General features: G+C 67.1%; 22 protein-coding genes. 6 read left to right on the plus strand and 16 right to left on the minus strand.

The genetic code is table 11. The annotated features are described in order from the left end of the window. Window positions 1-97: 97 nt before the first annotated feature. The 6 genes from prmA to EL249_RS04720 all read right to left on the minus strand — a co-directional run bounded on the left by prmA (window position 98) and on the right by EL249_RS04720 (window position 4,893). Complete coding sequence (gene prmA / locus EL249_RS04695; RefSeq protein ID WP_005674033.1) at window positions 98-1,063, minus strand: 50S ribosomal protein L11 methyltransferase; 966 nt, start codon at window positions 1,061-1,063, stop codon at window positions 98-100. Window positions 1,064-1,087: 24 nt separating this feature from the next. Further along, window positions 1,088-2,443 carry an acetyl-CoA carboxylase biotin carboxylase subunit gene (accC, locus tag EL249_RS04700; protein WP_005674032.1) on the minus strand — a complete coding sequence of 452 codons (1,356 nt, stop codon included), beginning with the start codon at window positions 2,441-2,443 and terminating at the stop codon, window positions 1,088-1,090. Window positions 2,444-2,462: 19 nt separating this feature from the next. Next, entirely contained in the window at window positions 2,463-2,933 is a 471-nt protein-coding gene (accB, locus tag EL249_RS04705; RefSeq protein WP_005674030.1) for an acetyl-CoA carboxylase biotin carboxyl carrier protein, read from the minus strand. Between the two features lie 200 nt (window positions 2,934-3,133). Beyond that, the gene (gene aroQ, locus EL249_RS04710; RefSeq protein WP_005674029.1) at window positions 3,134-3,640 is read right to left on the minus strand and encodes a type II 3-dehydroquinate dehydratase; all 507 of its coding nucleotides are present in this window, start codon (window positions 3,638-3,640) and stop codon (window positions 3,134-3,136) included. A gap of 12 nt (window positions 3,641-3,652) precedes the next feature. Further along, entirely contained in the window at window positions 3,653-4,225 is a 573-nt protein-coding gene (locus tag EL249_RS04715; protein ID WP_005674028.1) for a TlpA family protein disulfide reductase, read from the minus strand. Further along, window positions 4,222-4,893, minus strand: a complete 672-nt coding sequence (locus tag EL249_RS04720) for a hypothetical protein (protein ID WP_005674027.1) — start codon at window positions 4,891-4,893, stop codon at window positions 4,222-4,224. The genes EL249_RS04715 and EL249_RS04720 overlap by 4 nt, the downstream gene beginning before the upstream one ends. Window positions 4,894-5,185: 292 nt before the next feature. Between EL249_RS04720 and mpl the strand changes: the two genes are divergently transcribed. The 5 genes from mpl (at window position 5,186) to mgtE (ending at window position 13,036) form a co-directional block, all read left to right on the plus strand. Beyond that, entirely contained in the window at window positions 5,186-6,571 is a 1,386-nt protein-coding gene (mpl, locus tag EL249_RS04725; protein WP_005674025.1) for a UDP-N-acetylmuramate:L-alanyl-gamma-D-glutamyl-meso-diaminopimelate ligase, read from the plus strand. A gap of 381 nt (window positions 6,572-6,952) precedes the next feature. After that, complete coding sequence (locus tag EL249_RS04730; protein ID WP_005674024.1) at window positions 6,953-8,941, plus strand: ribonuclease catalytic domain-containing protein; 1,989 nt, start codon at window positions 6,953-6,955, stop codon at window positions 8,939-8,941. Window positions 8,942-8,950: 9 nt separating this feature from the next. Next, window positions 8,951-9,820 carry a hypothetical protein gene (locus tag EL249_RS04735; RefSeq protein ID WP_005674023.1) on the plus strand — a complete coding sequence of 290 codons (870 nt, stop codon included), beginning with the start codon at window positions 8,951-8,953 and terminating at the stop codon, window positions 9,818-9,820. After that, window positions 9,820-10,680, plus strand: a complete 861-nt coding sequence (aroE, locus tag EL249_RS04740) for a shikimate dehydrogenase (protein WP_126348088.1) — start codon at window positions 9,820-9,822, stop codon at window positions 10,678-10,680. The genes EL249_RS04735 and aroE overlap by 1 nt, the downstream gene beginning before the upstream one ends. Window positions 10,681-10,957: 277 nt before the next feature. Further along, complete coding sequence (gene mgtE, locus EL249_RS04745; protein ID WP_050781907.1) at window positions 10,958-13,036, plus strand: magnesium transporter; 2,079 nt, start codon at window positions 10,958-10,960, stop codon at window positions 13,034-13,036. A gap of 5 nt (window positions 13,037-13,041) precedes the next feature. Here mgtE and EL249_RS04750 read toward each other — a convergent pair whose 3' ends face one another. Together EL249_RS04750 and moaC are read right to left on the minus strand one after the other, a co-directional pair. Continuing rightward, window positions 13,042-13,605 (minus strand): YbhB/YbcL family Raf kinase inhibitor-like protein, encoded by a 564-nt coding sequence (locus EL249_RS04750; RefSeq protein WP_005674018.1) that lies wholly within the window; start codon window positions 13,603-13,605, stop codon window positions 13,042-13,044. 7 nt (window positions 13,606-13,612) lie between these two features. After that, window positions 13,613-14,086, minus strand: coding sequence for a cyclic pyranopterin monophosphate synthase MoaC (gene moaC, locus EL249_RS04755; protein WP_040529994.1), 474 nt, complete (start codon window positions 14,084-14,086; stop codon window positions 13,613-13,615). A 259-nt stretch (window positions 14,087-14,345) separates the two neighbouring features. Here moaC and EL249_RS04760 point away from each other — a divergent pair, with 259 nt between their 5' ends. Further along, window positions 14,346-15,836, plus strand: coding sequence for a M48 family metalloprotease (locus EL249_RS04760; RefSeq protein ID WP_040531585.1), 1,491 nt, complete (start codon window positions 14,346-14,348; stop codon window positions 15,834-15,836). A gap of 6 nt (window positions 15,837-15,842) precedes the next feature. On the opposite strand, the gene EL249_RS04765 is transcribed toward EL249_RS04760, so the two are convergent. The 8 genes from EL249_RS04765 to glnE all read right to left on the minus strand — a co-directional run bounded on the left by EL249_RS04765 (window position 15,843) and on the right by glnE (window position 24,322). Next, a complete protein-coding gene (locus EL249_RS04765; RefSeq protein ID WP_005674015.1) occupies window positions 15,843-17,495 on the minus strand; it encodes an alpha-glucosidase family protein in 1,653 nt (550 codons plus the stop codon). Then, complete coding sequence (locus EL249_RS04770) at window positions 17,492-18,781, minus strand: ABC transporter substrate-binding protein (RefSeq protein WP_005674014.1); 1,290 nt, start codon at window positions 18,779-18,781, stop codon at window positions 17,492-17,494. The genes EL249_RS04765 and EL249_RS04770 overlap by 4 nt, the downstream gene beginning before the upstream one ends. Before the next feature lie 92 nt (window positions 18,782-18,873). Continuing rightward, entirely contained in the window at window positions 18,874-19,158 is a 285-nt protein-coding gene (locus EL249_RS04775) for a type II toxin-antitoxin system RelE family toxin (RefSeq protein ID WP_005674013.1), read from the minus strand. Continuing rightward, the gene (locus EL249_RS04780; protein WP_005674012.1) at window positions 19,155-19,409 is read right to left on the minus strand and encodes a hypothetical protein; all 255 of its coding nucleotides are present in this window, start codon (window positions 19,407-19,409) and stop codon (window positions 19,155-19,157) included. Before EL249_RS04780 ends, EL249_RS04775 begins: the two co-directional genes overlap by 4 nt. Window positions 19,410-19,432: 23 nt before the next feature. Beyond that, entirely contained in the window at window positions 19,433-19,870 is a 438-nt protein-coding gene (locus EL249_RS04785) for a YybH family protein (RefSeq protein ID WP_050781906.1), read from the minus strand. Window positions 19,871-19,925: 55 nt separating this feature from the next. Then, window positions 19,926-20,129: a zinc-finger domain-containing protein gene (locus tag EL249_RS04790; protein ID WP_005674010.1), complete on the minus strand. Its 204-nt coding sequence runs from the start codon at window positions 20,127-20,129 to the stop codon at window positions 19,926-19,928. 237 nt (window positions 20,130-20,366) lie between these two features. Continuing rightward, on the minus strand, window positions 20,367-21,293 hold the full coding sequence (locus EL249_RS04795) for a branched-chain amino acid transaminase (protein ID WP_005674008.1): 927 nt from the start codon (window positions 21,291-21,293) through the stop codon (window positions 20,367-20,369). A gap of 212 nt (window positions 21,294-21,505) precedes the next feature. After that, window positions 21,506-24,322, minus strand: coding sequence for a bifunctional [glutamate--ammonia ligase]-adenylyl-L-tyrosine phosphorylase/[glutamate--ammonia-ligase] adenylyltransferase (gene glnE, locus EL249_RS04800; RefSeq protein ID WP_005674007.1), 2,817 nt, complete (start codon window positions 24,320-24,322; stop codon window positions 21,506-21,508). Window positions 24,323-24,397: the final 75 nt, after the last annotated feature.

Genomic DNA, 24,397 nt, shown 5'->3' on the forward strand with positions numbered 1-24,397 from the left:
TGCTGCCTGCCGGGCGCGAAGATCGCATATTGTGCGGACCGGCGCAAATGGACGCGGTGTCAGGGCGACGGGGTGTCTGGTTTTCCGTCGCACGGGATCAGCGCCGTCCGCTCAGGCAGGCCCAGCCGTCGCGGGTGCGCCAGGCCTGCACGTTCAGGGCCGGGTCGTAGCACGAGGCCACTTCGTCGATCTGCCGCTCCAGCACGCCGGACAGCACCAGTCGTCCCCCCGGAGCCACCAGACTGGACAGGATGGGGGCCAGCAGCTTGAGCGGAGTGGACAGGATGTTGGCGATGACGAGATCGGCCGGTGGCGGCAGCGGCGCGTCACCGCCCAGGGCGGTGACTTCCACGCGGTTGATGCGGGCATTTTCGGCCGTGCTGAGCACGGCCTGGGGGTCGATGTCGATGCCGATGACTTCGGCCGCGCCCAGTCGGGCAGCGGCAATGGCCAGGATGCCCGAGCCGCAGCCGTAGTCGATGACGCGCAGGCCGCGCGGGTCATGTTCGTCCAGCCATTCCAGGCACAGGCGCGTGGTGGGATGGCTGCCGGTGCCGAAGGCCAGGCCCGGATCGATGATGAGCGCCTCGCGGTCGCCCGCCTGGGTTTCGGCAGCGTGCCAGCTGGGCAGGATCAGCAGGCGCTGACCCACCGGAATCGGGTCGAACTGGGCCTGGGTGAGGCGCACCCAGTCCTGGTCGTCCACACGGCGGGTGCCCACGATGGAGGGCAGGGGCTTTTCTAGGCTGTCGGCGGCTTCCTGCAGCACGGCCAGATTCGCCGGGGCCGGAGTCTGACACGCGTCGGCGTCTTCATCCGTGGCGTCCAGCAGCACGGCCAGCCGGGTTCGCTTCCAGCCGAAGGTCTGGGGCAGGTAGCCCGCACCGGTGCCGGGCAGGCCCGGGGGAACGGGCTCGCCGAACAGGGGCTGCTCGTCGGGCGAGTCGGCGTCGGCGTCTTCGGCCTGGACCGACAGGGCCCCGGCTTCCAGCAGGGCGTCCGCCCAGTCTTCGGCCTCGGCCTTGTCGACTTCGAGGGTGATTTCGATCCAGGACTGGCTCATGGGATGCTCAGTGCGTCGGGACGTTCAGGACGGTCGCTTGGTTTCGGCCAGCAGCTTTTCCAGATAGTGGATGGAGGTGCCGCCTTCGTTGAAGCGCTTGTCTTCCATCAGGTCACGGTGCAGGGCAATGTTGGTGTTGATGCCCTCGACCACCATCTCGGAGAGTGCGATCTTCATGCGCTGGATGGCCTGGTGGCGGGTGTCGCCATAGCAGATCACCTTGCCGATCATCGAGTCGTAGAACGGCGGCACGAAGTAGTTGTTGTAGACGTGGGAGTCGACACGCACGCCCGGGCCGCCCGGCGTGTGCCAGTTGGTGATGCGACCGGCCGAGGGGGTGAACTTGTACGGGTCCTCGGCGTTGATCCGGCACTCGATGGCATGGCCCTTGATGGTCACGTCGTCCTGCGTGAGGCGCAGCTTCTCGCCGGCGGCGATTCGGATCTGCTCCTGCACCAGGTCCACGCCGGTGATCCACTCGGTGACGGGGTGCTCGACCTGCAGGCGGGTGTTCATCTCGATGAAGAAGAACTCGCCGTTCTCGTAGAGGAACTCGAAGGTGCCCGCACCACGATAGCCGATGGACTTGCAGGCCTCGACGCAGCGCATGCCGATCTTGTGGATGAGTTCGCGCGACACGCCCGGTGCCGGTGCTTCCTCGATGACCTTCTGGTGACGGCGCTGCATGGAGCAGTCGCGTTCGCCCAGGTAGATGGCGTTGCCGTGCTCGTCGGCCAGCACCTGGATCTCGATGTGGCGCGGGTTCTCGAGGTAGCGCTCCATGTAGACGGAGCCGTTGTTGAAGGCGGCCTGCGCTTCGCTGCGCGTGGTGGCCACCGAGCCTAGCAGCGAGGCTTCGTCGTGCACGACGCGCATGCCGCGTCCGCCGCCGCCGCCGGCTGCCTTGATGATGACCGGGTAGCCCACCTTGCGGGCGATCTCGACGATCTCCTTCGGGTCATCGGGCAGGGCGCCGTCCGAGCCGGGCACCACGGGCACGCCGGCCTGCTTCATGGCGTCCTTGGCCGAGACCTTGTCGCCCATCAGGCGGATGGAGGCGGCGCGGGGGCCGATGAAGACGAAGCCGCTGCGCTCGACCTGCTCGGCAAAGTCGGCGTTTTCCGACAGGAAGCCGTAGCCGGGGTGGATGGCCCCGGCGTCGGTCAGTTCGGCGGCGCTGATGATGGCCGGAATGTGCAGGTAGCTGTTGCGCGAAGGCGGCGGTCCGATGCAGACCGACTCGTCAGCCAGTCGGACGTACTTGGCCTCGGTGTCGGCCTCGGAGTGGACGACCACCGTGCGGATGCCCATTTCGCGGCAGGCACGCTGGATGCGCAGGGCGATTTCGCCCCGGTTGGCGATGAGGATCTTCTCGAACATGCTGGGCACCCGCGGCGGATTACTCGATGACGAAGAGCGGCTGGCCGTATTCGATGGGCTGACCGTTCTCGACCAGGATCTCGACCACCGTGCCGGCAAATTCCGACTCGATCTCGTTCATCAGCTTCATGGCTTCGATGATGCAGAGCGTGTCGCCCACCTTGACGGTGCTGCCGACGGTGACGAACGGATCCGCTTCGGGGTTGGGGGCGCGGTACAGCGTGCCCACCATCGGCGACTTGACCGTCTTGCCGCGCGACGGAGCCGGAGCGGCGGCCTGCTGGGCCGGAGCGGCTGCAGCCGGGGCCTGTGCAGCGGCCGCAGGCTGGCTGGCCGGAATCTGTACGACCTGGGCGACGGGCGCCGGTTGGGCCGACGGCGGCGGTGCCTTGACGATGCGGACCCGACCCTCGGCTTCGGTGATTTCCAGTTCGGAAATGCTGGACTCGGCAACGAGATCGATCAAGGTTTTCAGTTTGCGCAAATCCATGCTGCTTGTCCCTGATGAATGATGGAGTTGGCCCACACGGGCCGGTTGGCTGTGAAGGAATCCGGCCCGGATGCCAAGGGCACTCGGACCGGCGGATCGGGAAATCGGGCGCCTGGCAGGGCGCCTGGCCGGCGAAAGCGAAGGGCTGCAGGGCTGCCGCGTCTCGCCCAGCGGGAAGATATCAGGATGACGGCTCCCCTTCAGGCAGAGGCCCCGGGAGCAGCTAAGTCTCCCGGTGGGGGTTCGTCCAGCAGACCCAGCCGGTGCAGTGCGAAGCGCAGCGCGGCCTCGTAGCCATGGGCGCCCATGCCCACCACGGTGGCCTCGGCCAGGTCGGAAAAATAGGAATGGTGGCGGAAGCTCTCGCGTCGGTGGACGTTGGACAGGTGCACCTCGACGAAGGGGATGGCCACCGCAGCCAGGGCGTCGCGCATGGCGACGCTGGTATGCGTGTAGGCAGCGGGGTTGATGATGATGAACGCGGTTCCGTCGGTACGGGCGGCCTGGATGCGGTCGACCAGTGCGCCTTCGTGGTTGCTCTGGAAATGGTCGAAGGCAGCCCCATGCCGGCGGGCCAGGTGGGCCAGCCGGGCATTGATGTCGGCCAGCGTGGTGTGGCCGTAGACCTCGGGTTCACGAGTGCCCAGCAGGTTCAGATTGGGGCCGTGAATGATCAGGAGGCCATTTTTGGAGCCAGATACGTTCAAGATCGTGGATGCTCAACGCAGTTCGCCGGATTTTAGCATCGAACGAAGCGCTTCGACATCCACCGTGCCGCTGTGACGCCACTGGATCTGGCCTTTTGCGTCCAGAACCACGGTAAATGGCAGGCCGCCGCGCTCGTTGCCCCACTGGCGCGACAGATTCAGGGCGTTGTAGCCGGCCAGCACCAGCGGGAAATCGATGCCGGGGTTCTTCGCGGTGAACTTCTTCACGTTGCCGTCGGTGTCGGCGGCAATGCCGAGGAAGGCCGCCTGATCACCCATTTCGCGGGCCAGCGCCGCCAGATCGGGCATCTCGCGGATGCAGGGCGGGCACCAGGTGGCCCAGAAGTTGATCACCACGGGCTTGCCCTTGAGCGTGGCCACGTCCAGCGCCGAGCCGTCGGGGGCCGGGAACTTCTTCTGAGCCAGCTGATCCAGGGGTGTGGCACCCGTGCTGGCAGCCTGGGCCGGCTGCTCGCCGTCCGGGGCGCTGGCCATGGCCGGGCTCGTCAGGGACAGGGAAAGACCCAGCAGCAGGGCGGGCAGCAGGGGGCGCAGGGAGGGGGGGGTGAAGCGATGCAGGATCATGGCAGAGGACTTGTGGCAGAAGAAGTGGGAAGAAGGGGTTCGGGCGCGGGCTCGTCCATCAGCCGGCGCAGGGCGGCCAGATCGCCTCGTTCGGCGCCCTGGGCGCGCTTGAGGGCGCCGCGCAGGTCGTCATGCCGGTAGACCGAGATCATCACCGGCAGGCCGTGGCCGTCATGAAAGACCAGGGCGGGGACGTCCTCGCCCCGGCCCGAGAAATGGGCGACCTCCACCACGTCGTAATCGACGCCGGCATCCAGCAGCAGGAATTCCAGTTCCTTGGCCTCGTCGGTGAAGCACTGGATGTGCAGCACGGCGTGGGTGGTGACCACGCCCTTCCAGGCAGCACCTACTATATAAGGGTGGTGCTCGGCCAGGCGCTCCAGCCACACCACGGCTGCCTGGCGATATTCCTGCACCCGGGCAGCGTGCTGCGGGTCGAAAAGGTCCAGATGTTCGCGCAGCGCCCGGTCGATCTCCTCGTTGGTGGGGACTAGGCCGGCCGGTGGCGTGGTGCCGGCAAAGGCACGGCGCAACGCCTTCTGCTTGGCGCTCTGATAGTCCAGACCGCCGTCGGCAATCAGTCGGGCCGCCTGGTCGGCAACCTCGGCGCGCAGGTCGGAGTGGGCGTCGCTGGGCAGCGGCGCGGTGGATGGATCGGTCATCGGCATGAAAAAGGGCAGGGCATGCTGCCGCGGGCAGGTCTGAAGCTTCGGGATGCCTTCAGGGCACGGCGTGCAGTCCGTTGCGGTGTGGTTGTTGCCCGGGCTCCTGCTGCACACAACGTGCGCGGGCTGCAACAAGTTTACCGGGATGGCGACCGGTCAGCCGGCTTGCCCTTCCGGGCGGCGTCACGGTGGTCCGGGTGGCACGGATCCGGCCCATGTCGCCGCAGCGGCACAGCAGCGACCGCCAGGCCGGTCGTCGTGTCATCGGGGAGGTGGCTGCCGCTAGAATCGTCGGATGCACATACATATTCTTGGTATTTGCGGCACCTTCATGGGTGGGGTGGCCGCCATTGCCCGCGAGGCGGGCTTCAAGGTCACCGGCTGCGACGCCAACGTCTACCCGCCGATGAGCGATCAGCTGCGCGCGCTGGGCATCGACCTGATCGAGGGCTGGGATCCGTCCCAGCTGTCGCTCAAGCCCGATGTCTGGGTGGTGGGCAACGTGGTGCGGCGGGGCAATCCGCTGATGGAAGCCATTCTGGATGCCGGGCTGCCCTACGTCTCGGGGCCGCAGTGGCTGGCCGAGCAGGTGCTGGTCGGGCGCTGGGTGATGGGCGTGGCCGGCACGCACGGCAAGACCACCACCGCGTCGCTGCTGGCCTGGATCCTTCAGGCTGCCGGGCGCGAGCCGGGCTTCCTGATCGGTGGTGTACCGGGCAACTTCCCGGTCTCGGCGCGTCTGGGGCGCAAGCCCTATTTCGTCATCGAGGCCGATGAATACGACACGGCCTTCTTCGACAAGCGTTCCAAGTTCGTGCATTACCGGCCGCGTACCGCCGTGCTCAACAACCTGGAGTACGACCACGCCGACATCTTCCCGGATCTGGGGGCCATCGAGACCCAGTTCCATCATCTGGTGCGCACCGTGCCCGGGCAGGGGCGGATCATCTGGCCGTCGGACTCCGAGGCGCTGCAGCGGGTGCTGGCCCGTGGCTGCTGGAGCCAGACCGAGGCCCTGGGCGCTGGCGGCTGGCACGCCAGCGACGTGACCGAGGAGGCCGATGCCACCGTGTTCACGCTCTGGCGCGGCGATGTCGAGCAGGGGCGCGTGCGCCTGCCGCTGGCCGGCGAGCACAACCGGGCCAATGCCATTGCCGCCATCGTGGCGGCCGAGCACATCGGCATCACGCCGACCGAGTCCATCGAGGCGCTGGCGGCCTTCCAGGGGGTGCGGCGGCGGCTGGAAGTGCGTGGCACCGTCGGTGGCGTCACCGTCATCGACGACTTCGCGCACCATCCCACGGCCATTGCCACCACCATTGCCGGGCTGCGGGCCCGCATGCAGGCGGGCAGCCATCCTGGCGGGCGCCTGCTGGCCGTGCTGGAGCCGCGTTCCAACACCATGCGTACCGGCACGCTGAAGGCCCAGCTGCCCGGCAGCCTCCAGGACGCCGACCTGGTGTTCTGCTATGCCGGCGGCATCGACTGGGATGCCCAGGCCGCCCTGGCTCCGCTGGGCGAGCGCGTGGCCGTCTTCCGCGACATGCTGGCCCTGGAGGCCGCCATCCTGGCGGCCGCCCGTCCGGGCGACCAGGTGCTGGTGATGAGCAACGGCGGCTTTGGCGGCATTCACGGCCGCCTGCTGGCCGGACTGGCCTCGCGGGAAGGCAACGGGAAGTAACAGGCGCAACGAAGAGGCGCGGCTCCATCCGCCTTCCGGCGCCGTCCGTCGGTCCGTCTGCACGGAGGGCGTCAGGGCAGCGATCATGTTCCGTCGGACCCGGGAAGGGCTCGGACGGATCCCCGAAGGTGCAGCGCCGATCGTTGCACCGGTTCCGGGGGCGGTCTGACCTTTCCCTGCCTGGCTCTTTCCTGAAAGGGCCGGGGGGCACGCCCGTATAATGGCCGGTTGTCTTCACCATGCAACACTGTGCAGGCACCGGGACAAGGCCCCGTCAGGGCCCTGGTCTGCGGCGGCCGGGCATTTCCCTGCTGCCACCGCACCGGTCATTTTTCCCTGCATCTTCCCAAACGGCGGACCGCCCCCCAGATTATCCCGTCAATGAGCCAAAACTACCTGTTATTCGAGGAGGCCGGTCAGTTCAAGACGGGCACCATCCTGCAGGACACCGGTACCAGCCTGCAGGTGGAACTCACCACCGGCAAGCGCGTCAAGGTCAAGCAGGCCAACGTCATGCTGCGCTTTGCATCGCCCGGCCCCGCAGAGATGCTGGCCGAGGCCCTGCAGGAGGCCGAGAACATCGACATCGATTTCCTGTGGGAAGTGGCCCCGCAGGAAGAGTTCGACTACCAGCTGCTGGTGGCCGAGTACTACGGTGAAAATCCCAGCGTCGTGCAGCAGACCGCCATGCTGATGCGCCTGCACGGCATGCCGGTGTACTTCTACCGCAAGGGGCGTGGCCGCTATCGCCCGGCCCAGCCCGACACCCTCAAGGCCGCGCTGGCCGCCATCGAGCGCAAGCGCCTGCAGGAAGAGGAAATCCAGCGGCTGGCCGCCGAGCTGGAAGCCGGTCAGCTGCCGGCGCTCATCGCCGGCCAGGTGCCCGACCTGCTGGTGGCCGCCGACCGTCAGTCGGTGGGCTGGCGTGCGCTGGATCTGGCCTGCCAGCAGACCGGTCTGTCGCCCGAGCGGCTGCTGCTGAAGGTGGGGGCGCTGCCCAGCGCGCGCGCCGTTCACGAACAGCGCTTCCTGCGTTCGCATTTCCCGACGGGGACCGATTTCCCGGCGGCGCTGTCGCAGTATCAGCCGCCGGTGCTCGACCATCTGCCCGAAAGCCCGGTCGAGGCCTTTTCCATCGATGACTCCAGCACCACCGAGATCGACGACTGCCTGTCCGTGCAGTGGCTGGACGACGGCATGGCGCGCATTGGCGTGCACATTGCCGCCCCGGCGCTGGGCATCCGCCCCGGCGATGGCGTGGACCAGGTCGCGCGCGAGCGCATGACCACCGTCTACAGTCCCGGTGAGAAGATCACCATGCTGCCCGACGCCGTGGTGCGCAGCTTCTCGCTGGACGAGGGGCATGTGCGTCCGGCGCTGTCGCTGTACCTGGACATCAACATCGAGACGCTGCAGGTCGCCAACGAATTCAGTCAGGTGGACCGCATCCGTGTGGCGCGCAACATCCGCCACGACGAACTGGAGCCCTTCGACACCGAGGCGCAGCTGGACTGGCAGCCTGTACCCGGCGAGGAAGATCCGCTGGCCGGGCTGCCCTATGCCGACGCCTTCCGGCTGCTGTGGCGCTTCACGCAGGTGCTGTCGGCCGAGCGTGACAAGGTGCGTGGTCGCCCTGAAGTCCGCTCGCGCGTCGACTTCACCTTCCGCATTGACGGCGAGCATGTCGAGATCATCCCGCGCCGTCGTGATGCACCCTTTGACCGCATCGTGGCCGAGATGGCCATCCTGGCCAACTCGCGCTGGGGCCGGCTGCTGGCCGATCACGCCGTCTCGGGCCTGTACCGTTCGCAGAGCTTTGGCCGCGTGAAGATGTCCACCCACCCGGCCATCCACCAGGGCCTGGGTGTGCCCCAGTACGCCTGGAGCACCTCGCCGCTGCGCCGCTACGTCGACCTCATCAACCAGATGCAGCTGGTGGCCGTGCTGGAGGCGGAAGTCCCGCCATTCACCATGAATGACACATCGCTGTATGCAATTGTGTCTGCTTTCGAGGCGCGCTATGGCACGGTGGGCGAATATCAGCAGACAATGGAGCGCTACTGGTGCCTGCGCTGGGTCGCGCAGCAGCCCGAACAACGCTTCCCGGCCGTGGCCATCCGCGACGAGACGGTGCGTCTGGCTGCTGCCCCCCTGTACTTCCAGGTGACTGGCCTGCCGCCCATGAGCGCAGGTCAGCCCCTGCTGGTGGACCTGCTGGACTGGGACGAGCTGGACCTGACCGTCCAGGCCCGTGCCGTGCGGCTGGTCGCCGATCCCCATGACTCCGACCCTGTGGGGGCGGAGGCAACGCCGGCGCCCGGGACTGAAGACCCCGGGCTGGCACCCTCGGATTCGATCGATACGGAGTGATTTCTGCAAATGGCCGCTGCTACGCCATGGGCCCGCGCCTTCAACCGGATGGACCCGCTCACTGTCGGCATCGTCGTGTCGCTGGTGGCGCACGCCGTCATGCTGGCCATCCGCTTCTCGGCGGCTGATCCCAATCGCTTCCTGCCCGCCGAGTCGCAGCTGGAGGTGGTGCTGCTCAATGCCTCCACCCGCGCCAAGCCCGTCAATGCCGAAGTGCTGGCGCAGGTGAACATGGAAGCCGGTGGTGACCGTGACCAGGGCAGGGCGCGTTCCCCGCTGCCTGCCTCGGAGCAGGCCCGTGACGGCGAGACCATGGAGCAGCAGCAGGCCCGCATTCGCCAGCTGGAAGCCGAGCAGCAGCGCCTGCTGGCCCTGAACAACCAGAACGAGCCCACCCCGCAGGCCGAGCCGCAGCAGTCGCAGGACGCCAATGGCGGCGAGCAGGAAGAGCTGCAGCGGCAGATCGCCCGCATGCAGGCGCAGATCGACCGCCAGCTGGAAGACTACGCCCGCCGGCCCAAGCGCCTCACCTATGGCGTCAACGCCACCGGCGTCAACTACGCCCGCTACGTCAGCGCCTGGGCTGACCGCATCGAGAAGATCGGCACCGAGCGCTTCCCCGAGGAAGCCCGGGGCAAGATGTACGACTCGCTCACCGTCACCGTCGAGGTGGACAAGTACGGCAACGTCGTCGACGTGCTGATCAACAAGAAGTCCCGCTACGACGTGCTCAACCGCAAGGTGAAGGAAATCGTGCTGGCCGGTGCCCCCTACGACAAGTTCACGCCCGAGATGCGTAAGGACGGCGACATCCTGCAGATCGTCCGTACCTGGACCTTCACCAACGGCAGCCTGCAGACGAAGTCGGCCAAGCGGTGATGCCGATGGTTTCAGGACCTGACCGTTACCTGGTGGTGGGCAACCCCATTGCCCACAGCCGCTCGCCCGAGATCCACGCCGCCTTCGCGGCCCAGACCGGCCAGCATATCCTTTACGAACGGCGCCTGATCGAGACCGATCCGCCCGAGGCCTTTGCCGCGGCCATGCGGCACTTCTTCCAGGACGAAGGAGGGCGGGGCGCCAACGTCACGCTGCCCTTCAAGGAAGCGGCCTTCCGCCTTGCCGACGAGCGCAGTCCGCGTGCCGAGGCCGCGGGTGCCGCCAACACGCTCTGCTTCATCGAAGGCCGGATCATCGCCGACAACACCGATGGCGCCGGCCTGGTCGATGACATCCAGCGGCGACTGGGCGTGTCGCTGCAGGGGTTGCGGGTGACGGTGCTGGGCGCCGGGGGCGCAGCCCGGGGCCTGATGCTGCCGCTGGCCCAGGCCGGCGTGGCCCGGCTGGTGGTGGCCAACCGCACGCTGGCCCGCGCGCAGGCGCTGGCCGCCGACATCGACCCCCATCTTGAGGCGCAGGCACTGCCCGTCCGGGTGGAGCCCGTGGCGCTGGCCGATGCACCGGCAGCCGACGTGCTCATCAATGCCACATCCGCCGGCCTGCATGGCGACGGCCCCACGCTGCCGGCACGGCTGTTCGAGGGCTGTCGTCTGGCCTACGACTGCATCTATGCCGACCGACCCACGCCCTTCATGCAGCAGGCCATGGCGGCCGGGGTGCCGCAGGTCAGCGACGGCCTGGGCATGCTGGTCGGCCAGGCCGCCGAAAGCTTCCGCCTGTGGCGCGGCATCCGGCCTGATGTCGTCCCCGTGCTGGAAGCACTGCGCACGGCACGCTGATTGCGCTAACATCGCGGATTGCGTGCTGAAAGCTTGGGTGGCGCAACACCTGCAGGCTGCCAGCCGGGACCATGGACTGCGCCGTCGTTCGGGCCGCGCGCTTCGGCCCGGTTTCTGCATTCCCTGACCCTGTCGTCCAAGGTTGCGGGCTGTCTGCCAGCCCACGCACGCTTCAAGCCTGGCCACCCCCATGCCTGTGGCCTTTCCCTGCCTGCCACCGTCCGGACCTGCCTGCCTCCTCCCCCGACGACGGCGGCTGCTCGCCTGAGCCCGTGCCATGAATACCTCCCCTGTCGATCCCCGTTCGGCCGCATCGTCCGTGCCCGAAGAGACCGCAGCCGACACGAGCCTGTCCTCTCATCCTGACCTGGCGGAATCCGTCCTGTCGGCCTCGGAGGCAGCTGAAGCACCGGAAGCATCGGAAGAAGCCACCGCAGCCGCCCAGACCAGTGTTCTCCCGCGCGACGCTGAAGACGCGCAGCATGCGCTGGCCGAAGTGCAGCTGCTGCTGGAGCGCCACGCCTTTGCGCAGGAAACGGCCCGCCACTACGCCGAAACCGTGCGCCAAGCGGCGCAGGAGCCCGACGACGACGAGGAGGATGCCGCGTCCCACGACAGGACACATGCCCATGGCGAGGCAGCGCATGACGCGTCTGTCGAGGGGCGGCACGCGTCGGATGCGGACGCCGGCGCGTCTGCAGCCACGTCGCAGGATGACCCGGCGGGAGGCCATCTCACCGAGCAGGGGCGGCACGCGGAAAGCGGGCAGCGGGATGCCCATCATCAACCGATCCGCCATCACGTCCATTCGGGGCAGCACAGCGCCCTGGCGGCCGTCGGCATGGGGCCGTCCACGGGGGTACTGAAGTCTGCCGACGTCCGGGTGAAGGCCGCCGCCGGGTTGATGGGAGACGTGGCGACGAAGGCCGACAGTGGGACCCGGCCGGAGGCCGAGCGGAAAGGGGACGCTGCCGCGGAGGGCGATGACATCTCGACGCCCGAGTCCGGATCGACATTGGAGACGGCATCGAAGGTCGCGGCGCGTCCGGACGAGTCTCCCTACCTTGCCCAGTTGCGCGAGCGTCTGGCCAAGCTGCACCCGGCCGATATTGCCTACGTGCTGGAAGCGCTGCCACCGGAAGAGCGGAAGCTGGTCTGGGATTCGGTCAAGCGCGAAGCCGATGGCGCCGTGCTGCTGGAGGTTTCCGAGCCGGTTCTGGAAGACCTGATCGACCTGATGACCGAGGACGAGCTGGTCTCGGCGGTCAAGGAACTGGACGCCGACGACGTGGCCGACCTGGTCGAGTATCTGCCGCCGGCGGTGGTGGAGAAGATCCAGCGTGAGCTGACCCCCGAGGAGCGCGAGCAGCTGCGTGCCGCCATGTCCTACCCCGAGGATTCGGTGGGCGGACGCATGGACTTCGAGTTCGTGCGCGTGCGTGAGGACGTGACGCTGGAAGTGGTGCTGCGCTATCTGCGCCGCTTCGACGAGCTACCCCAGCATACCGACCAGGTGTTCGTGGTGGATCGTAACGGCATGCTGACGGGCAGCCTGTCCATCGAGCAGGTGCTGCTCAACGAGCCGGACACCGAAGTCTCGGCCGTCATGCACCGCGACATCCTGTCGTTGGACGTGGACGACGACGTGGGCGATGCCGCCCAGGCCTTCGAGCGTTATGACCTGATTTCCGCGCCGGTTGTCGACACCCACCACAAGCTCATCGGTCGACTCACCATCGACGAGGTGGTGGATGTCATCCGTGAAGAAAGCGAGACCGACGCCCTGAACCAGGCCGGTCTGCAGGAAGAGGAAGACCTTTTCGGCTCCGTCTGGCAGTCAGCCCGCAACCGCTGGCTGTGGCTGGCCGTCAACCTGGTCACCGCCTTCCTGGCTTCGCGCGTCATCGGGCTGTTCGACGAAACCATCGAACGGATCGTGGCCCTGGCCACCCTGATGCCCATCGTGGCCGGTCTGGCCGGAAACTCCGGCAACCAGACCATGGCGCTGATGATCCGCTCGCTGGCCCAGGGGCAGATCAACGGCGGCAACTTCGGCCGCATCCTGCGCAAGGAACTGACCGTCGCACTGCTTAACGGCATGGTCTGGGGCAGCGTGGCGGGCCTGGCCACCTGGCTGCTCTACCACGACACCGACGCTGCCCGCCTGCTGGGCATCGCCATGGGCGTAGCCATCGTCCTCAACCTGCTCATTGGCGCCACCCTGGGCGTGGCGGTGCCCTTCACCCTGAACAGGCTGGGCCGCGATCCCGCCCTGGGCTCGTCCGTGCTGCTGACCTTCTCCACCGACGGCCTGGGCTTCCTGATCTTCCTGGGGCTGGCGACGATGCTGTTCTGACGGGCTCAGCGCCCGTACATCACCGTGATGCTGGAGGCGCCCAGGGCGTGGGCCTGGGCCACGAAGCCGACCAGCGCCGGCGTCGAATCGGCCGTCACGCCCGGCAGCTCGGCCACCTTCAGGGCCGTCAGCGTGATCACATAGCGATGCGCCCGGCCCGTGGGCGGGCAGGCGCCCATGTAGCCCGGCTTGCCCGCGTCGGTGCGCGTCTGCAGGGCTCCTGCAGGCAGCTTCGTGTCGCCCACGCTGATCCCGGCCGGCAGTCGGTCCACCTTGGCCGGAATGTTGGCCACCACCCAGTGCGTCCAGCCGATGCCGCCGGTGGGGGCATCCGGATCATGCATGGTGAGCAGGAAGCTCCGGGTGCCCACGGGGGCATTCTTCCAGGACAGTGCCGGTGACTGGTTGTTTCCCGTGCAGCCAAAGCCGTACTCGGCGCTCAGCAGCTGCTTGCGGGTGAAGCTGCCGTTCTGCAGGTCATCGGCCTGCAGCGTGAAGGAGCCGGCGGCCGACGCCGTGCCCGTCAGGGCAAGCAGCGCGGTGGCCAGCAGGATCTGTTTCTTCATCATGGTTCTCTCAATCGCTGTGCCAGTCCGACTTCCCGCCGCGCTTTTCCAGCAGCCGGACGCCTTCCATCACCATGCCACGGTCCACGGCCTTGCACATGTCGTAGATGGTCAGCAGACCCACCTGCACCGCCGTCAGCGCCTCCATCTCCACCCCGGTGCGGCCCGTGCATTCGGCCGTCACCTCGCAGCGCACGCGGCTGCCGGCCTCGTCCAGGGTGAACTCGGCCGCTACGCGTGACAGCGCGATGGGATGGCACAGCGGGATGAGGTCGGACGTGCGTTTGGCCGCCATGATGGCCGCCAGTCGGGCCACACCCAGCACGTCGCCCTTGGCGGCACTTCCTTCCCGGATGCGCGCCAGCGTGGCCGGCTGCATGCGGATCCAGCCCTCGGCCACGGCCGTGCGGCGGGTTTCGGCCTTGCCGCCCACATCCACCATGTGGGCCTGCCCCTGGGCGTCGAAATGCGTCAGATCGTTCATCGTGCCATCATAGCAGGAGGAAGGCTCCCTCCTGTCGTCGCAGGGGCGGGGCCGGACGTTGGAAGACCGTAGCACGCCATGGCGCGGGGCCATCTGGAGCCCCATCCAGGCAATCCGAACACGAGAGAATCTGTCGATGAGGCATCACGAGCCGGAACAGACCGGGCGCCTGGGGGCTGGCAACGGCGCAGCCGAAGGCTGGGTACACGCGGCACGGCCCGCCGGGCCTGCAGCGCTGCCCGCCAGGCCTGCAGGGCCCGTGACACGCGCATTCCGCCGTCTGGGCCGGGCAGGGCTGCTGGGCCTGGCGCTGACCATGGCCATGCCGGCATCGCTCCATGCTCAGATCGAACGCCTGCCCGACCTGGGCTCGGCCGACAGTGACGAACTGTCCAACCCGGCCGAGCGCCGCCTGGGCGAATCGGTGATGCGCCAGCTGCGTTCCGACGGCACCGTTTACGACGATGCCGAGATGAACGACTTCATCAACCGCTTCGGCAGCCGGCTCACTGGCACCGAACCGGCACGTGGCCAGCCGTTCCTGTTCTTCATCGTGCGCGACGACAGCATCAACGCCTTCGCCCTGCCGGGCGGGTTTATCGGTGTGCACACGGGCCTGCTGGCCGTGGCTGGCAGCGAATCCGAGCTGGCCAGCGTGCTGGGGCACGAGATGGGGCACGTCACTCAGCACCACATTGCCCGCATGCTGAAGAACCAGAAGCAGGCCAGCATGCTGGCCATGGCCGGCATGGTGCTGGGGGCACTGGCCATCCGTAACAATCCGGATGCCGGCATGGGGGCCATCACGCTGGGCGAGAGCATGGCCACGCGCTCCCTGCTCTCGTTCTCGCGCGATGCTGAGCGCGAGGCCGACCGCATCGGCCTGCAGGTGATGCGCGAGGCCGGCTTCGACGTGAACGGCGCGCCCGTCTTCTTCGGCCGCCTGCAGCAGCAGAACCGTTTCAACGAAGGCGGCGACACCACGGCCTACCTGCGCACCCACCCGGTCACGGCCGAGCGCATCAACGACCTGAAGCTGCGCATCCAGCAGCTGGCCGCTACGGCCAGACCGCCGGCCGATTCCGTGGATTTCCAGCTGATGCGGGCACGGGCACGCGCCGTCAGTGCCGACAGCGTGGACAAGCAGACCGAGGTGCGCCGCCATTTCGAGGCGCAGCTCAAGACCGAGGAAGGCAAGAAGGATCCGTCCGCCTGGTTCGGCCTTGCCAATGTGGCCTACATGCGGCACGACGCCCTGGCCACCGAACAGGCCCTGACGCAGACCGAGAAGCTGCTCGACAAGCCGCATCCATACGTCGTGCGGCTGCGCATTGCCAATCTGCTGGCGGCCGGCAAGGTGGCCGATGCCGAGCAGGCTTCGGCCGCGGCAGCCAAGGATTTCCCCGGCGCCCGGGCGCTGGTGCGCCAGCGCGCCGAAGTGCTCAACGCCGCGAAGAAGTGGGATGAGTCCATTGCGCTGCTGCGCAATGAAACGCGCCTGTACAAGAGCGACGCCGAACTGTGGCGCATGCTGGGCGAGGCCTATCTGGCCAAGGGCGAGAAGGGCATGTCGCACCTGGCGGCGGCCGAAGGCTACCTGGCGCTGGGCTACAACCAGCCGGCCATCGAGCAGCTCCGGCTGGCGCGCAACGCCGGCGACCTGGATTTCTACAACGGTTCCATCGCCGATGCCAAGCTGCGCGAAGCCGAAGCGGCCTGGATGCAGGAGCAGGGCGAGGAGCGCCGCTGAACCCGTTCAGGGGCGGGTCAACACTGCCCCCGACCACGGCCCCAGCACCAGCGCACCGCGCCGGATCTCGGCCCCGGTCAGGCCGCTGCCCTCATCGATGAGGCCGTCGGCCCAGCCACGCGGCAGCGGCAGTCGTGCCTTCTTGCCACTGAAGTTGAAGACGCACAGCAGTGCATCGTCGTCCAGCCGGCGCTCGTAGCCGAGCAGCTGCGGATCGGCGGGCAGGAGCTTCAGCCGCCCCTTCAGCAGGGCCGGATGCGTCTTGCGCCAGGCCAGCAGGTTCCGGTAGAAGTTCAGCATCGAATCCGGATTGCGCGTCTGCTGGTCCACGGCCAGTTCGCGGTGCTCGGGCGGAATGGGCAGCCAGGTCTTCGGCGCATCCGAGAACCCGGCGCTGGTACCACGCTTCTTCCACGGGAAGGGCGTTCGGCAGCCGTCGCGTCCCTTGAACTCGGGCCACATGCGAATGCCGTAGGGATCCTGCAATTGCTCGAAGCTCAGCTCGACTTCAGGCAGGCCCAGCTCGTCGCCCTGGTAGATGCAGGGGCTGCCGCGCAGCGTCATCTGCATGGCCGCCGCCAGCCGGGCGACTGCCTCACCTCCCTGCTGCCCACCCCAGCGGGTGCGGATGCGCGGGCAGTCATGATTGGAAATGGCCCATGACGGCCAGCCGTCCTTCACGATGCGGCCAAACTTGCCGAACACCTGATGCAGGTACTCGGCCGAGTGGTGCTCGTGCAGCAGATCGAAGCTGTAGGCCATGTGCAGCTTGTCGCCATCGGCCGTGTACTGGGCAATCACCTCCAGCGCATTGTCGGCCCCCACTTCGCCCACCGTGGTGGTGTCGGGGAACTGGTCCAGCAGCGCGCGCAGCCGCTTCAGGAACGCCAGGTTCTCGGGCTGGGTCTTGTCGTACAGGTGGCGCTGCCAGGTGTAGGGGTTGACCCGATCCGCCTCCGGAATTGCCTTGCCTCGACGGGACTGGGGCGGGTTGTCGTGCAGCGTCTGACTGTGGAAGTAGAAATTGACGGTATCCAGCCGGAAACCGTCCACACCCAGCTCCAGCCAGAAGCGCATGTCGGCCAGCAGTGCATCCTGCACCTTGCGGTTGTGGAAGTTCAGGTCTGGCTGACTGGGCAGGAAGTTGTGCAGGTAATACTGCATCCGCCGCGTGTCCCAGCGCCAGGCACTGCCGCCAAAGATGGACTGCCAGTTATTGGGGGGCGAACCATCCGGCTTGGCATCGGCCCACACGTACCAGTCGGATTTCGGATTCTTGCGGCTCTGACGGCTTTCGATGAACCAGGGGTGTTCATCGGAAGTGTGCGACAGCACCTGGTCGATGATCACCTTCAGACCCAGCGCATGTGCACGGTCCACCAGCGTGCGGAAATCGTCCAGTGTCCCGAAGATCGGATCGACCGCCCGGTAGTCCGAGACGTCGTAGCCGAAGTCGTGCATCGGGCTCTTGAAGAAGGGCGACAGCCAGATGGCATCCACGCCCAGTGCCTTCACGTAGTCCAGCCGCTGCGTGATGCCGTTCAGGTCGCCCACGCCGTCGCCGTGGCTGTCCTGAAAGCTGCGCGGATAGATCTGGTAGATCACGCCGCCGCGCCACCATTCGTTGTTGGGCGCCTTGCGGGGTCTGCGGGTCGTCATGGTTCAGCCCTCTCTTGCCATTGCTCTTTCTTCACCTCTCCCAGCCGTTCCTGCAGCTTCTTCACGGCCTCGGCACCCTTGGCACGGCCGTTCAGCACGTCATGCACCGTGCTCCAGAAGGCCTGGCTGACGGCGTCGTACTTGGGGCCGGTGATACTGGATGGTCGGGATACGGCGTTGGGCAGCACGTCATACAGCGTGCCGAAGAACGGGTTGGCGGCCAGCACTTCCTTGTCCTTGTACAGGGCAGGGTAGGTGGGGTTGTAGGCCCCCTCGATGGCACGACGCTTCTGCACCTTCTCGCTGGTCAGATACATCACCAGATCGGCGGCTTCTTCAGGGTGCTTCGTGTACTTGGACACGGCCAGCTGCCAGCCACCCAGGGTGGCGGTGCTGCCGTTCTCGCCGGCGGGCAGCGGGGCCACGCCCACCTTGTCCTTCACGCGGCTGTTGGCACCCTGAACCAGCGCCCAGGCATAGGGCCAGTTGCGCATGAAGGCGGCCTTGCCGTTCTGGAAGAGGTTGCGTGCATCTTCTTCGCCCTGGCCAAGCACGCCCTGGGGCGAGAGGGTGCCGACCCAGCCGGCGGCCCGATCCAGAGCGTGGGCGGCCTTCTCGTTGTCGATGGTGATCTCGCCGGCCTCGTTGACGATGGTGCCGCCGCCCTGGCTGTGCACCCATTCCAGCGCGTCACAGGTCAGGCCCTCATCGGGGCGGCCCTGCCAGACGAACCCCTGAAAATCCTCCCGGCCAGCCTTGCGCTCACCTTCCTGAATGGTGGCAGCTGCCTTGGCGAACTCATCCCAGGTGGTGGGGGTGGACAGTTCGTATTTTTCCAGCAGGTCCTTGCGGTAGTAGAGCAGCCCCACTGCGGTGAACCAGGGCATGGCCACCAGGCGGCCTTGCACGGTGTTGTTGGCGATGATGGCAGGAAAATGCTTCTTCACCTCGTCCTTGGCATAAGGCGTGAGGTCCAGCAGATGCTGGCCGATGATGCCGGGCCAGACCACGTCCACCATCACCACGTCCACGTCGGATGAGCCGGCCGCGAACATCTTCTGGTAAAGGCCCAGGGTCTCGGTGCTGGATACGGGAACGGACAGCAGCCTGACCTGATTGCCCGTCTTGCGTGCCCATTGGTCGGACGCATGCTTGCAGGAGTCATAGTCCTGCCCGACGGAACCACATGCAATGGTGAGGGTGGTTTCGGCCTGGGCGAAGCCGGCTCCGGTGGCAAGAAGAGCGCCGGCCAGCAGCGTGTGGGTGAAGCGTCGGGTCATGGTCATTCGCACGGATGATGGACATCACCGACGATCATAGCCCGGAACATGGCCACCGTGGGGCAGGCAGGAAGGCCAGAGATCGTGTTCAGTCGGCTCTACAGCCGTCGTGCCGCTTTCTGATAGACCTCCATACGCTCACGCTTTCCCACGGCGATGACTTGGACGATGATCTTCTCGTCTTGTACCTGATAGACCAGACGATAGCCACTGCTGCGAAGCTTGATCTTGTAGCAGTCGGCCATGCCGATAAGGCGGGCGCTGGGCACCTTCGGGTTTTGCAGTCGCTCCTCAAGTTTGTCGAGAAACTGATTGGCGATGTTTGCCCCCAGTTTCCTGAACTCCTTCAGGGCTTGGGGGTTGAAGGTGAGCTGATACTTCATCGACGCAGCGACTCCAGCTCCACGGGAATGGGCTCCTCGTGCTGGCGCTCTTCCACGATTCTGGTCAGCTCGGCATCTTCGGCCAGCTCCATGAAGTACTCATAGAGTTCGGGCGATACGCAATAGAAGGCTGGTTTGTCCTTGTCCAGGATAGCGATGGCGTGTCCATCAGCAGCGCTGAAAGTTTCCAGAGGGGCCTCTTTCAGCTCGGCAAGGCTGGCGACGGTATCGGTCAGGATCAGGCTGGGCATGGCGTCATCCCAAGAAGAGAGGGTCAGTGCAGCTGTGTCGGTGCAGGGGTGCTGAGTTCGATCTCGTCGCCGGCCTGCGAGGCGTGGTGCAGCATCAGCTGCCAGCCGTGCGGGGTGCGAAGGAACACGTTGGTGGCGTAGGCCAGGAAGCGCTGCGGCGCTTCGTCGGGCGGATTGAAGTCGAACTGCTCGATGACGTGATGCACCGAGACGGTGGCTGTCTCGAAGGACTGCAATTCGTGGCAGGTCACGCGCACGCCGCCCTGCGCAAAGACTTCCTCGTGCGTGTCGCGGATGGCATCCAGCCCCGAGAGGCGCTCGCCCGAGGGCAGGATGCACAACACCGAATCGTCATCGACCCAGATGGCCATCAGCACGTCCAGATCGGCATCGACCAGGGCCTGGTAATAGGTCTCCTGGGCGTGGGAGGCGCTTTGGTGAAGGATGGCGTCTGGGGTCATGGGGCAGGCAGGGAGGAAAGAGAGACGGCGCGGCGTGCCGGGCAAGGGAGGCCGTTCAATGTCCGTGGGGCAGCTTCACGCCCGGCTTGAGCCGGTACAGCGTGCTGCAGTACGGACATCGGGCCTGGCCCTCGTGGGTCACGTCCAGATAGACGCGCGGATGCTGGCTCCACAGCGTCATCTTGGGATTGGGGCAGAAGACCGGCAGGTCGGAGGCGTCCAGCTCGACGGCCGTGTTCTGGGTGGGCGACTGGCTCATGGGGCACCGAAACGGAAGATGGTTCGACGAAGGGAACGAAAGGGAAGGGGCCGCTGGGCTGGCCACACCGATGCGGGTACGTCCTGCATGTGGCATGCCCGCACGGCGGGGTGCGGGCATGTCAGGGGGCGAAGAGGCCGACGGTGTGGCTGGCCACGCCCTGCATGGCAGGGCGCAGCGCCTTCCTCATGCTACGCCGTCCGGCAACGGAGGGCGCAGCTTTCTTCGGAGGCGGGCTCAGGCATTCACCGGCTGCAGCCAGTGGCGATAGGCCGGATCCTTGCCTTTGACGACATCGAAGAAGGCGGTCTGCAGTTTCGTGGTGATGGGGCCGCGCGTGCCCTCGCCGATGACGCGGTTGTCCAGCTCGCGGATGGGCGTGACCTCGGCCGCGGTCCCGGTGAAGAAGGCTTCGTCGGCACAGTACACCTCGTCGCGGGTGATGCGCTTCTCACGGGCCTCGATGCCCAGGTTGCGGGCAATGGTGAGGATGGAGTCGCGGGTGATGCCGTCCAGGCAGGAGGCCAGGTCAGGCGTGTAGAGCTTGCCCTGCTTCACGATGAACAGGTTCTCGCCCGAGCCTTCCGAGACGTAGCCTTCGGTGTCCAGCAGCATGGCTTCGTCGTAGCCGTCGGCCAGGGCCTCGTTGTTGGCCAGGATGGAGTTGATGTAGTGGCCGCCGGCCTTGGCACGCACCATCGAGACGTTGACGTGATGGCGGGTGTAGGAAGAGGTCTTGACGCGGATGCCCTTGTTGATGCCGTCCTCGCCCAGGTAGGCGCCCCACGGCCAGGCGGCGATCATGACGTGAACCTTCACACCGCGGGGCGAGACGCCCAGCTTGTCGTCACCCAGCCAGATGAGCGGGCGCAGGTAGCAGCTCTTGAGGCCGTTCTCGCGCACGACGGCCTTCTGGGCCTCTTCCAGCGTGGCGGCGTCGAAAGGCACCTTCATCTGGAAGATCTTGGCGGAGTTGAGCAGGCGCCGGGTGTGCTCGGGCAGGCGGAAGATGGCGGTGCCCAGCTCGGTGTCGTAGGCGCGCACGCCCTCGAAGACGCTCAGCCCGTAGTGCAGGCTGTGGCTGAGCACGTGGATCTTCGCATCCCGCCAGTCGATGAGCTGGCCATCGAACCAGATCTTCCCATCACGATCCGACATTGACATGATTGTTTATCTCCAGGACAGGGCGGGGCGGGCAAGGTGCCGGCACGGGACGGTGGCCGGCCGGGCTGCCCCATGGGCAACCCCCTCCATCGGCCAGGCGGTCCGGATGCTCCCTTCTGCTCCCTTCGCACTGCGCGTTCATTGAACAATAGGGGGCAACCATTCTAGCAGTGGGTCATCGTTGCGCACACGCCCCGTGTCGGGCAGGCCCCTCAACTGAACAGGTGCTGCCACAGCGCCTTCACGGCGCCGGCCTCGACGGCCACGGTGGCCGGTGGCACGCGGGCACGCTCGGCGTCGTTCAGGCGGATCTCGTGCTGCAGGCGCCGGTAGCGGCGGTAGGCATCGCCCACGGCCTTGCCGGCCTCGGGCGGGATCAGCCCGGCGCTGGCCGCGCGGCGTAGCAGCTCGATGTTGCCCTTGTTCTCGATCAGCGCCGGGTGCTGGTGACTGTGGGCCAGCACCAGGTACTGCACCATGAACTCGATGTCCACCATGCCGCCCGCATCGTGCTTCAGGTCGAAGAGGCCCGTGTTGTTGGGGTGGCCGTCGTGCATCTTCTGGCGCATCGACAGGATCTCCGCGCGTAGCGCGGCCTCGTCGCGCGGACGGGCCAGGATGTCGGCACGCAGTGTCTCGAAGGCGCTGCCGATGGTCGGACTGCCGGCGGCGTAGCGCGCCCGGGTCAGTGCCTGGTGCTCCCACACCCAGGCCGATTCGGTCTGGTAGACCCGGAAGGCGTTCTGGCTGGACACCAGCAGACCGGCGTTGCCGTTGGGGCGCAGGCGCAGGTCCACCTCGAAGAGTGTGCCGGCGGCGGTGCGCGTCTGCAGCCAGCCGGCCATGCGCTGTGCCAGCTGGGCATAGATGCGCGGGGCGTCCTCGTGCGGGTCGTCGTAGAGGAACACCAGGTCCAGGTCGGACGAATAGCCCAGCTCCTTGCCACCCAGCCGGCCGTAGGCAATGACGGCAAACTGCGGGTCGGGTCGGTGGCGGCGCGGCAGGTTGGCCCAGCAGCGCTCCAGCGTCACTTCCAGCACGGCGTCGGCCAGTGCGCTCAGGTGGTCGCTCAGCACCTCCACCGTCAGGCGCTTTTCCAGGTCCTGCCCCAGCAGGCGGAACACGGCGCCATGGTGGGCCTCGCGCATCGCGTCCATCTGGCGTTCGATGTCGGGGGCGGGGCGGCCGTCGTCATCCAGCACGCCGGCCAGCACGGTGGCATCCAGCTGCTCGCGCAGTTCCTGCGTCCAGTGCGGGATGTCCAGCGGCTCCAGCAGCTGGCCGTTGGCCAGTTCGTCGATGACCACCGGGTGGCTGCGCAGGTAATCGCTGGCCCAGCGCGCCTGCGCCATCATCCGCAGCAGGTGCAGGAAGGCGCCGGGGTGCTGGATCAGCATGTCCAGGTACACCGAGCGCCCGGCAATGGATTCCAGGAAGTCGCACAGCCGTCCGATCAGGGCCGTGGGGCCGCAGCTCTCGGGACCGGGCTGGAAGTGCAGGGCCTGGCCCAGCAGGTGCTCCACCTTCTGCTGCGACGTGTCGCGTGCCTTGCGGTAGGCGCGCGATTCGCGCAGGGCCTCGATGCGCCGCTGGCTTTCGGGGTCATGGGCGGCAGGGGACTGCGCTGCCGGTTCGGCCTCGGCGGGCGGGGCATCGGTGCTTTCGGGGGCGGGGGCAGGGGCTTCCGCCGGGGAAGCCGACGGGCTGGTGGCCACACCGGAAGCCTGCGCGGCCGTGTTTTCCGGGGCGGCCTCGAAGCCCGTCATCCGCGACGGGGCCAGCAGTTCGTCGAAGACCCGGGCCACATGGTTGCGGGCATCGTTCAGCCGGGCGTCGAACTCGCTGGCGCTCATGCCCAGCATGGCGGCGATGGCGGCGTGCTGGGCGGCATCGTCCGACAGCCAGTGGGTCTGGGCATCTTCCTGATATTGCAGCGCGTGCTCGGTGCGACGCAGCAGCCGCCAGGCCGAGAGCAGCTGCTCCACGTCGGACTCGTCCAGCAGGCGGCGACGTGCCAGCCGCTGCAGGGCCTTCGGGGTGCTGCGCTCGCGCAGGGACGGATCCTGCCCGCCACGCACGATCTGGAACATCTGGGCACAGAACTCGATCTCGCGGATGCCGCCACGGCCCAGTTTCACGTCGAAACCGGCGTTGTCGCTGCGGGCGCGTCGGCTCTCGGTCTTGCCGGCCTCGGTGCGGATCATGTCGTGCAGCTTGGCCAGCGCGGTGAACGCCGGAAAATCCAGGTAGGGACGGAACACGAAGGGCACCACCTGCTGCATCAGCTGCTGTTCGTCGCCGCGCGTGCTGTCGAAGGGGGCCAGGCCCGTGTGGGCAATCACCCGACCCTTGAGCCAGGCAAAGCGCTCCCATTCGCGCCCCTGCTCGTGGAAATAGCTGCCCAGGGCCGGCAGGGTGGCGATCAGCGGGCCCACGTCGCCGTAGGGCCGCAACCGCGTGTCCACGCGGAAGACGAAGCCGTCGGCCGTGACGTTGGAGAGCAGCTGGCCCAGCCGGCGGGCAATGCGCTCCAGGTAGCGCGGTTCCTCGCCTGCGTCGCGTGCCACGTAGATCAGGTCGATGTCGGACGAGACGTTCAGTTCGCCGCCGCCCAGCTTGCCCATGCCCACCACCAGCATGTCCTGCGGACGGCCGCGGCTGTCCAGCAGGGTGCGCCCCTGTTCCTGCAGCTCGGTGGCGGCCACCTGCAGGGCATGGCGCACGGAGACCTCGGCCCAGTGGGTGATGGCGCCCAGCACTTCTTCCAGCGGGGCCTCGCCGCGCACGTCGCGCTCGATGAGGGCCATCATCAGCAGGTTGCGGAAGCGCCGCAGGGCGACTTCGGGGGGCTGCCCCAGCATCTGGTGGCGCACCCAGGCCTCGTCGATGGCCACGGGGGTGAGCGGGATGCCGATGAGGGCGTCCAGGCTGGAGAGGCCGCCTTCGGTGCGGGTGCCGATGGCCTGCAGGTTGCGGCGGAAGAAGGCGCTGTGGCGGTCGGCGGCGTAGTGGGTCATGGGGATGGGCATCGGCTCATTCAACGCATGCAAGCGTAGCACTACGAGGGGGCTGGGGACATACCCGTACCGGGGCGAGGGGATGCA

Source organism: Lautropia mirabilis, assembly GCF_900637555.1.
GTDB classification, from domain to species: domain Bacteria; phylum Pseudomonadota; class Gammaproteobacteria; order Burkholderiales; family Burkholderiaceae_E; genus Lautropia; species Lautropia mirabilis.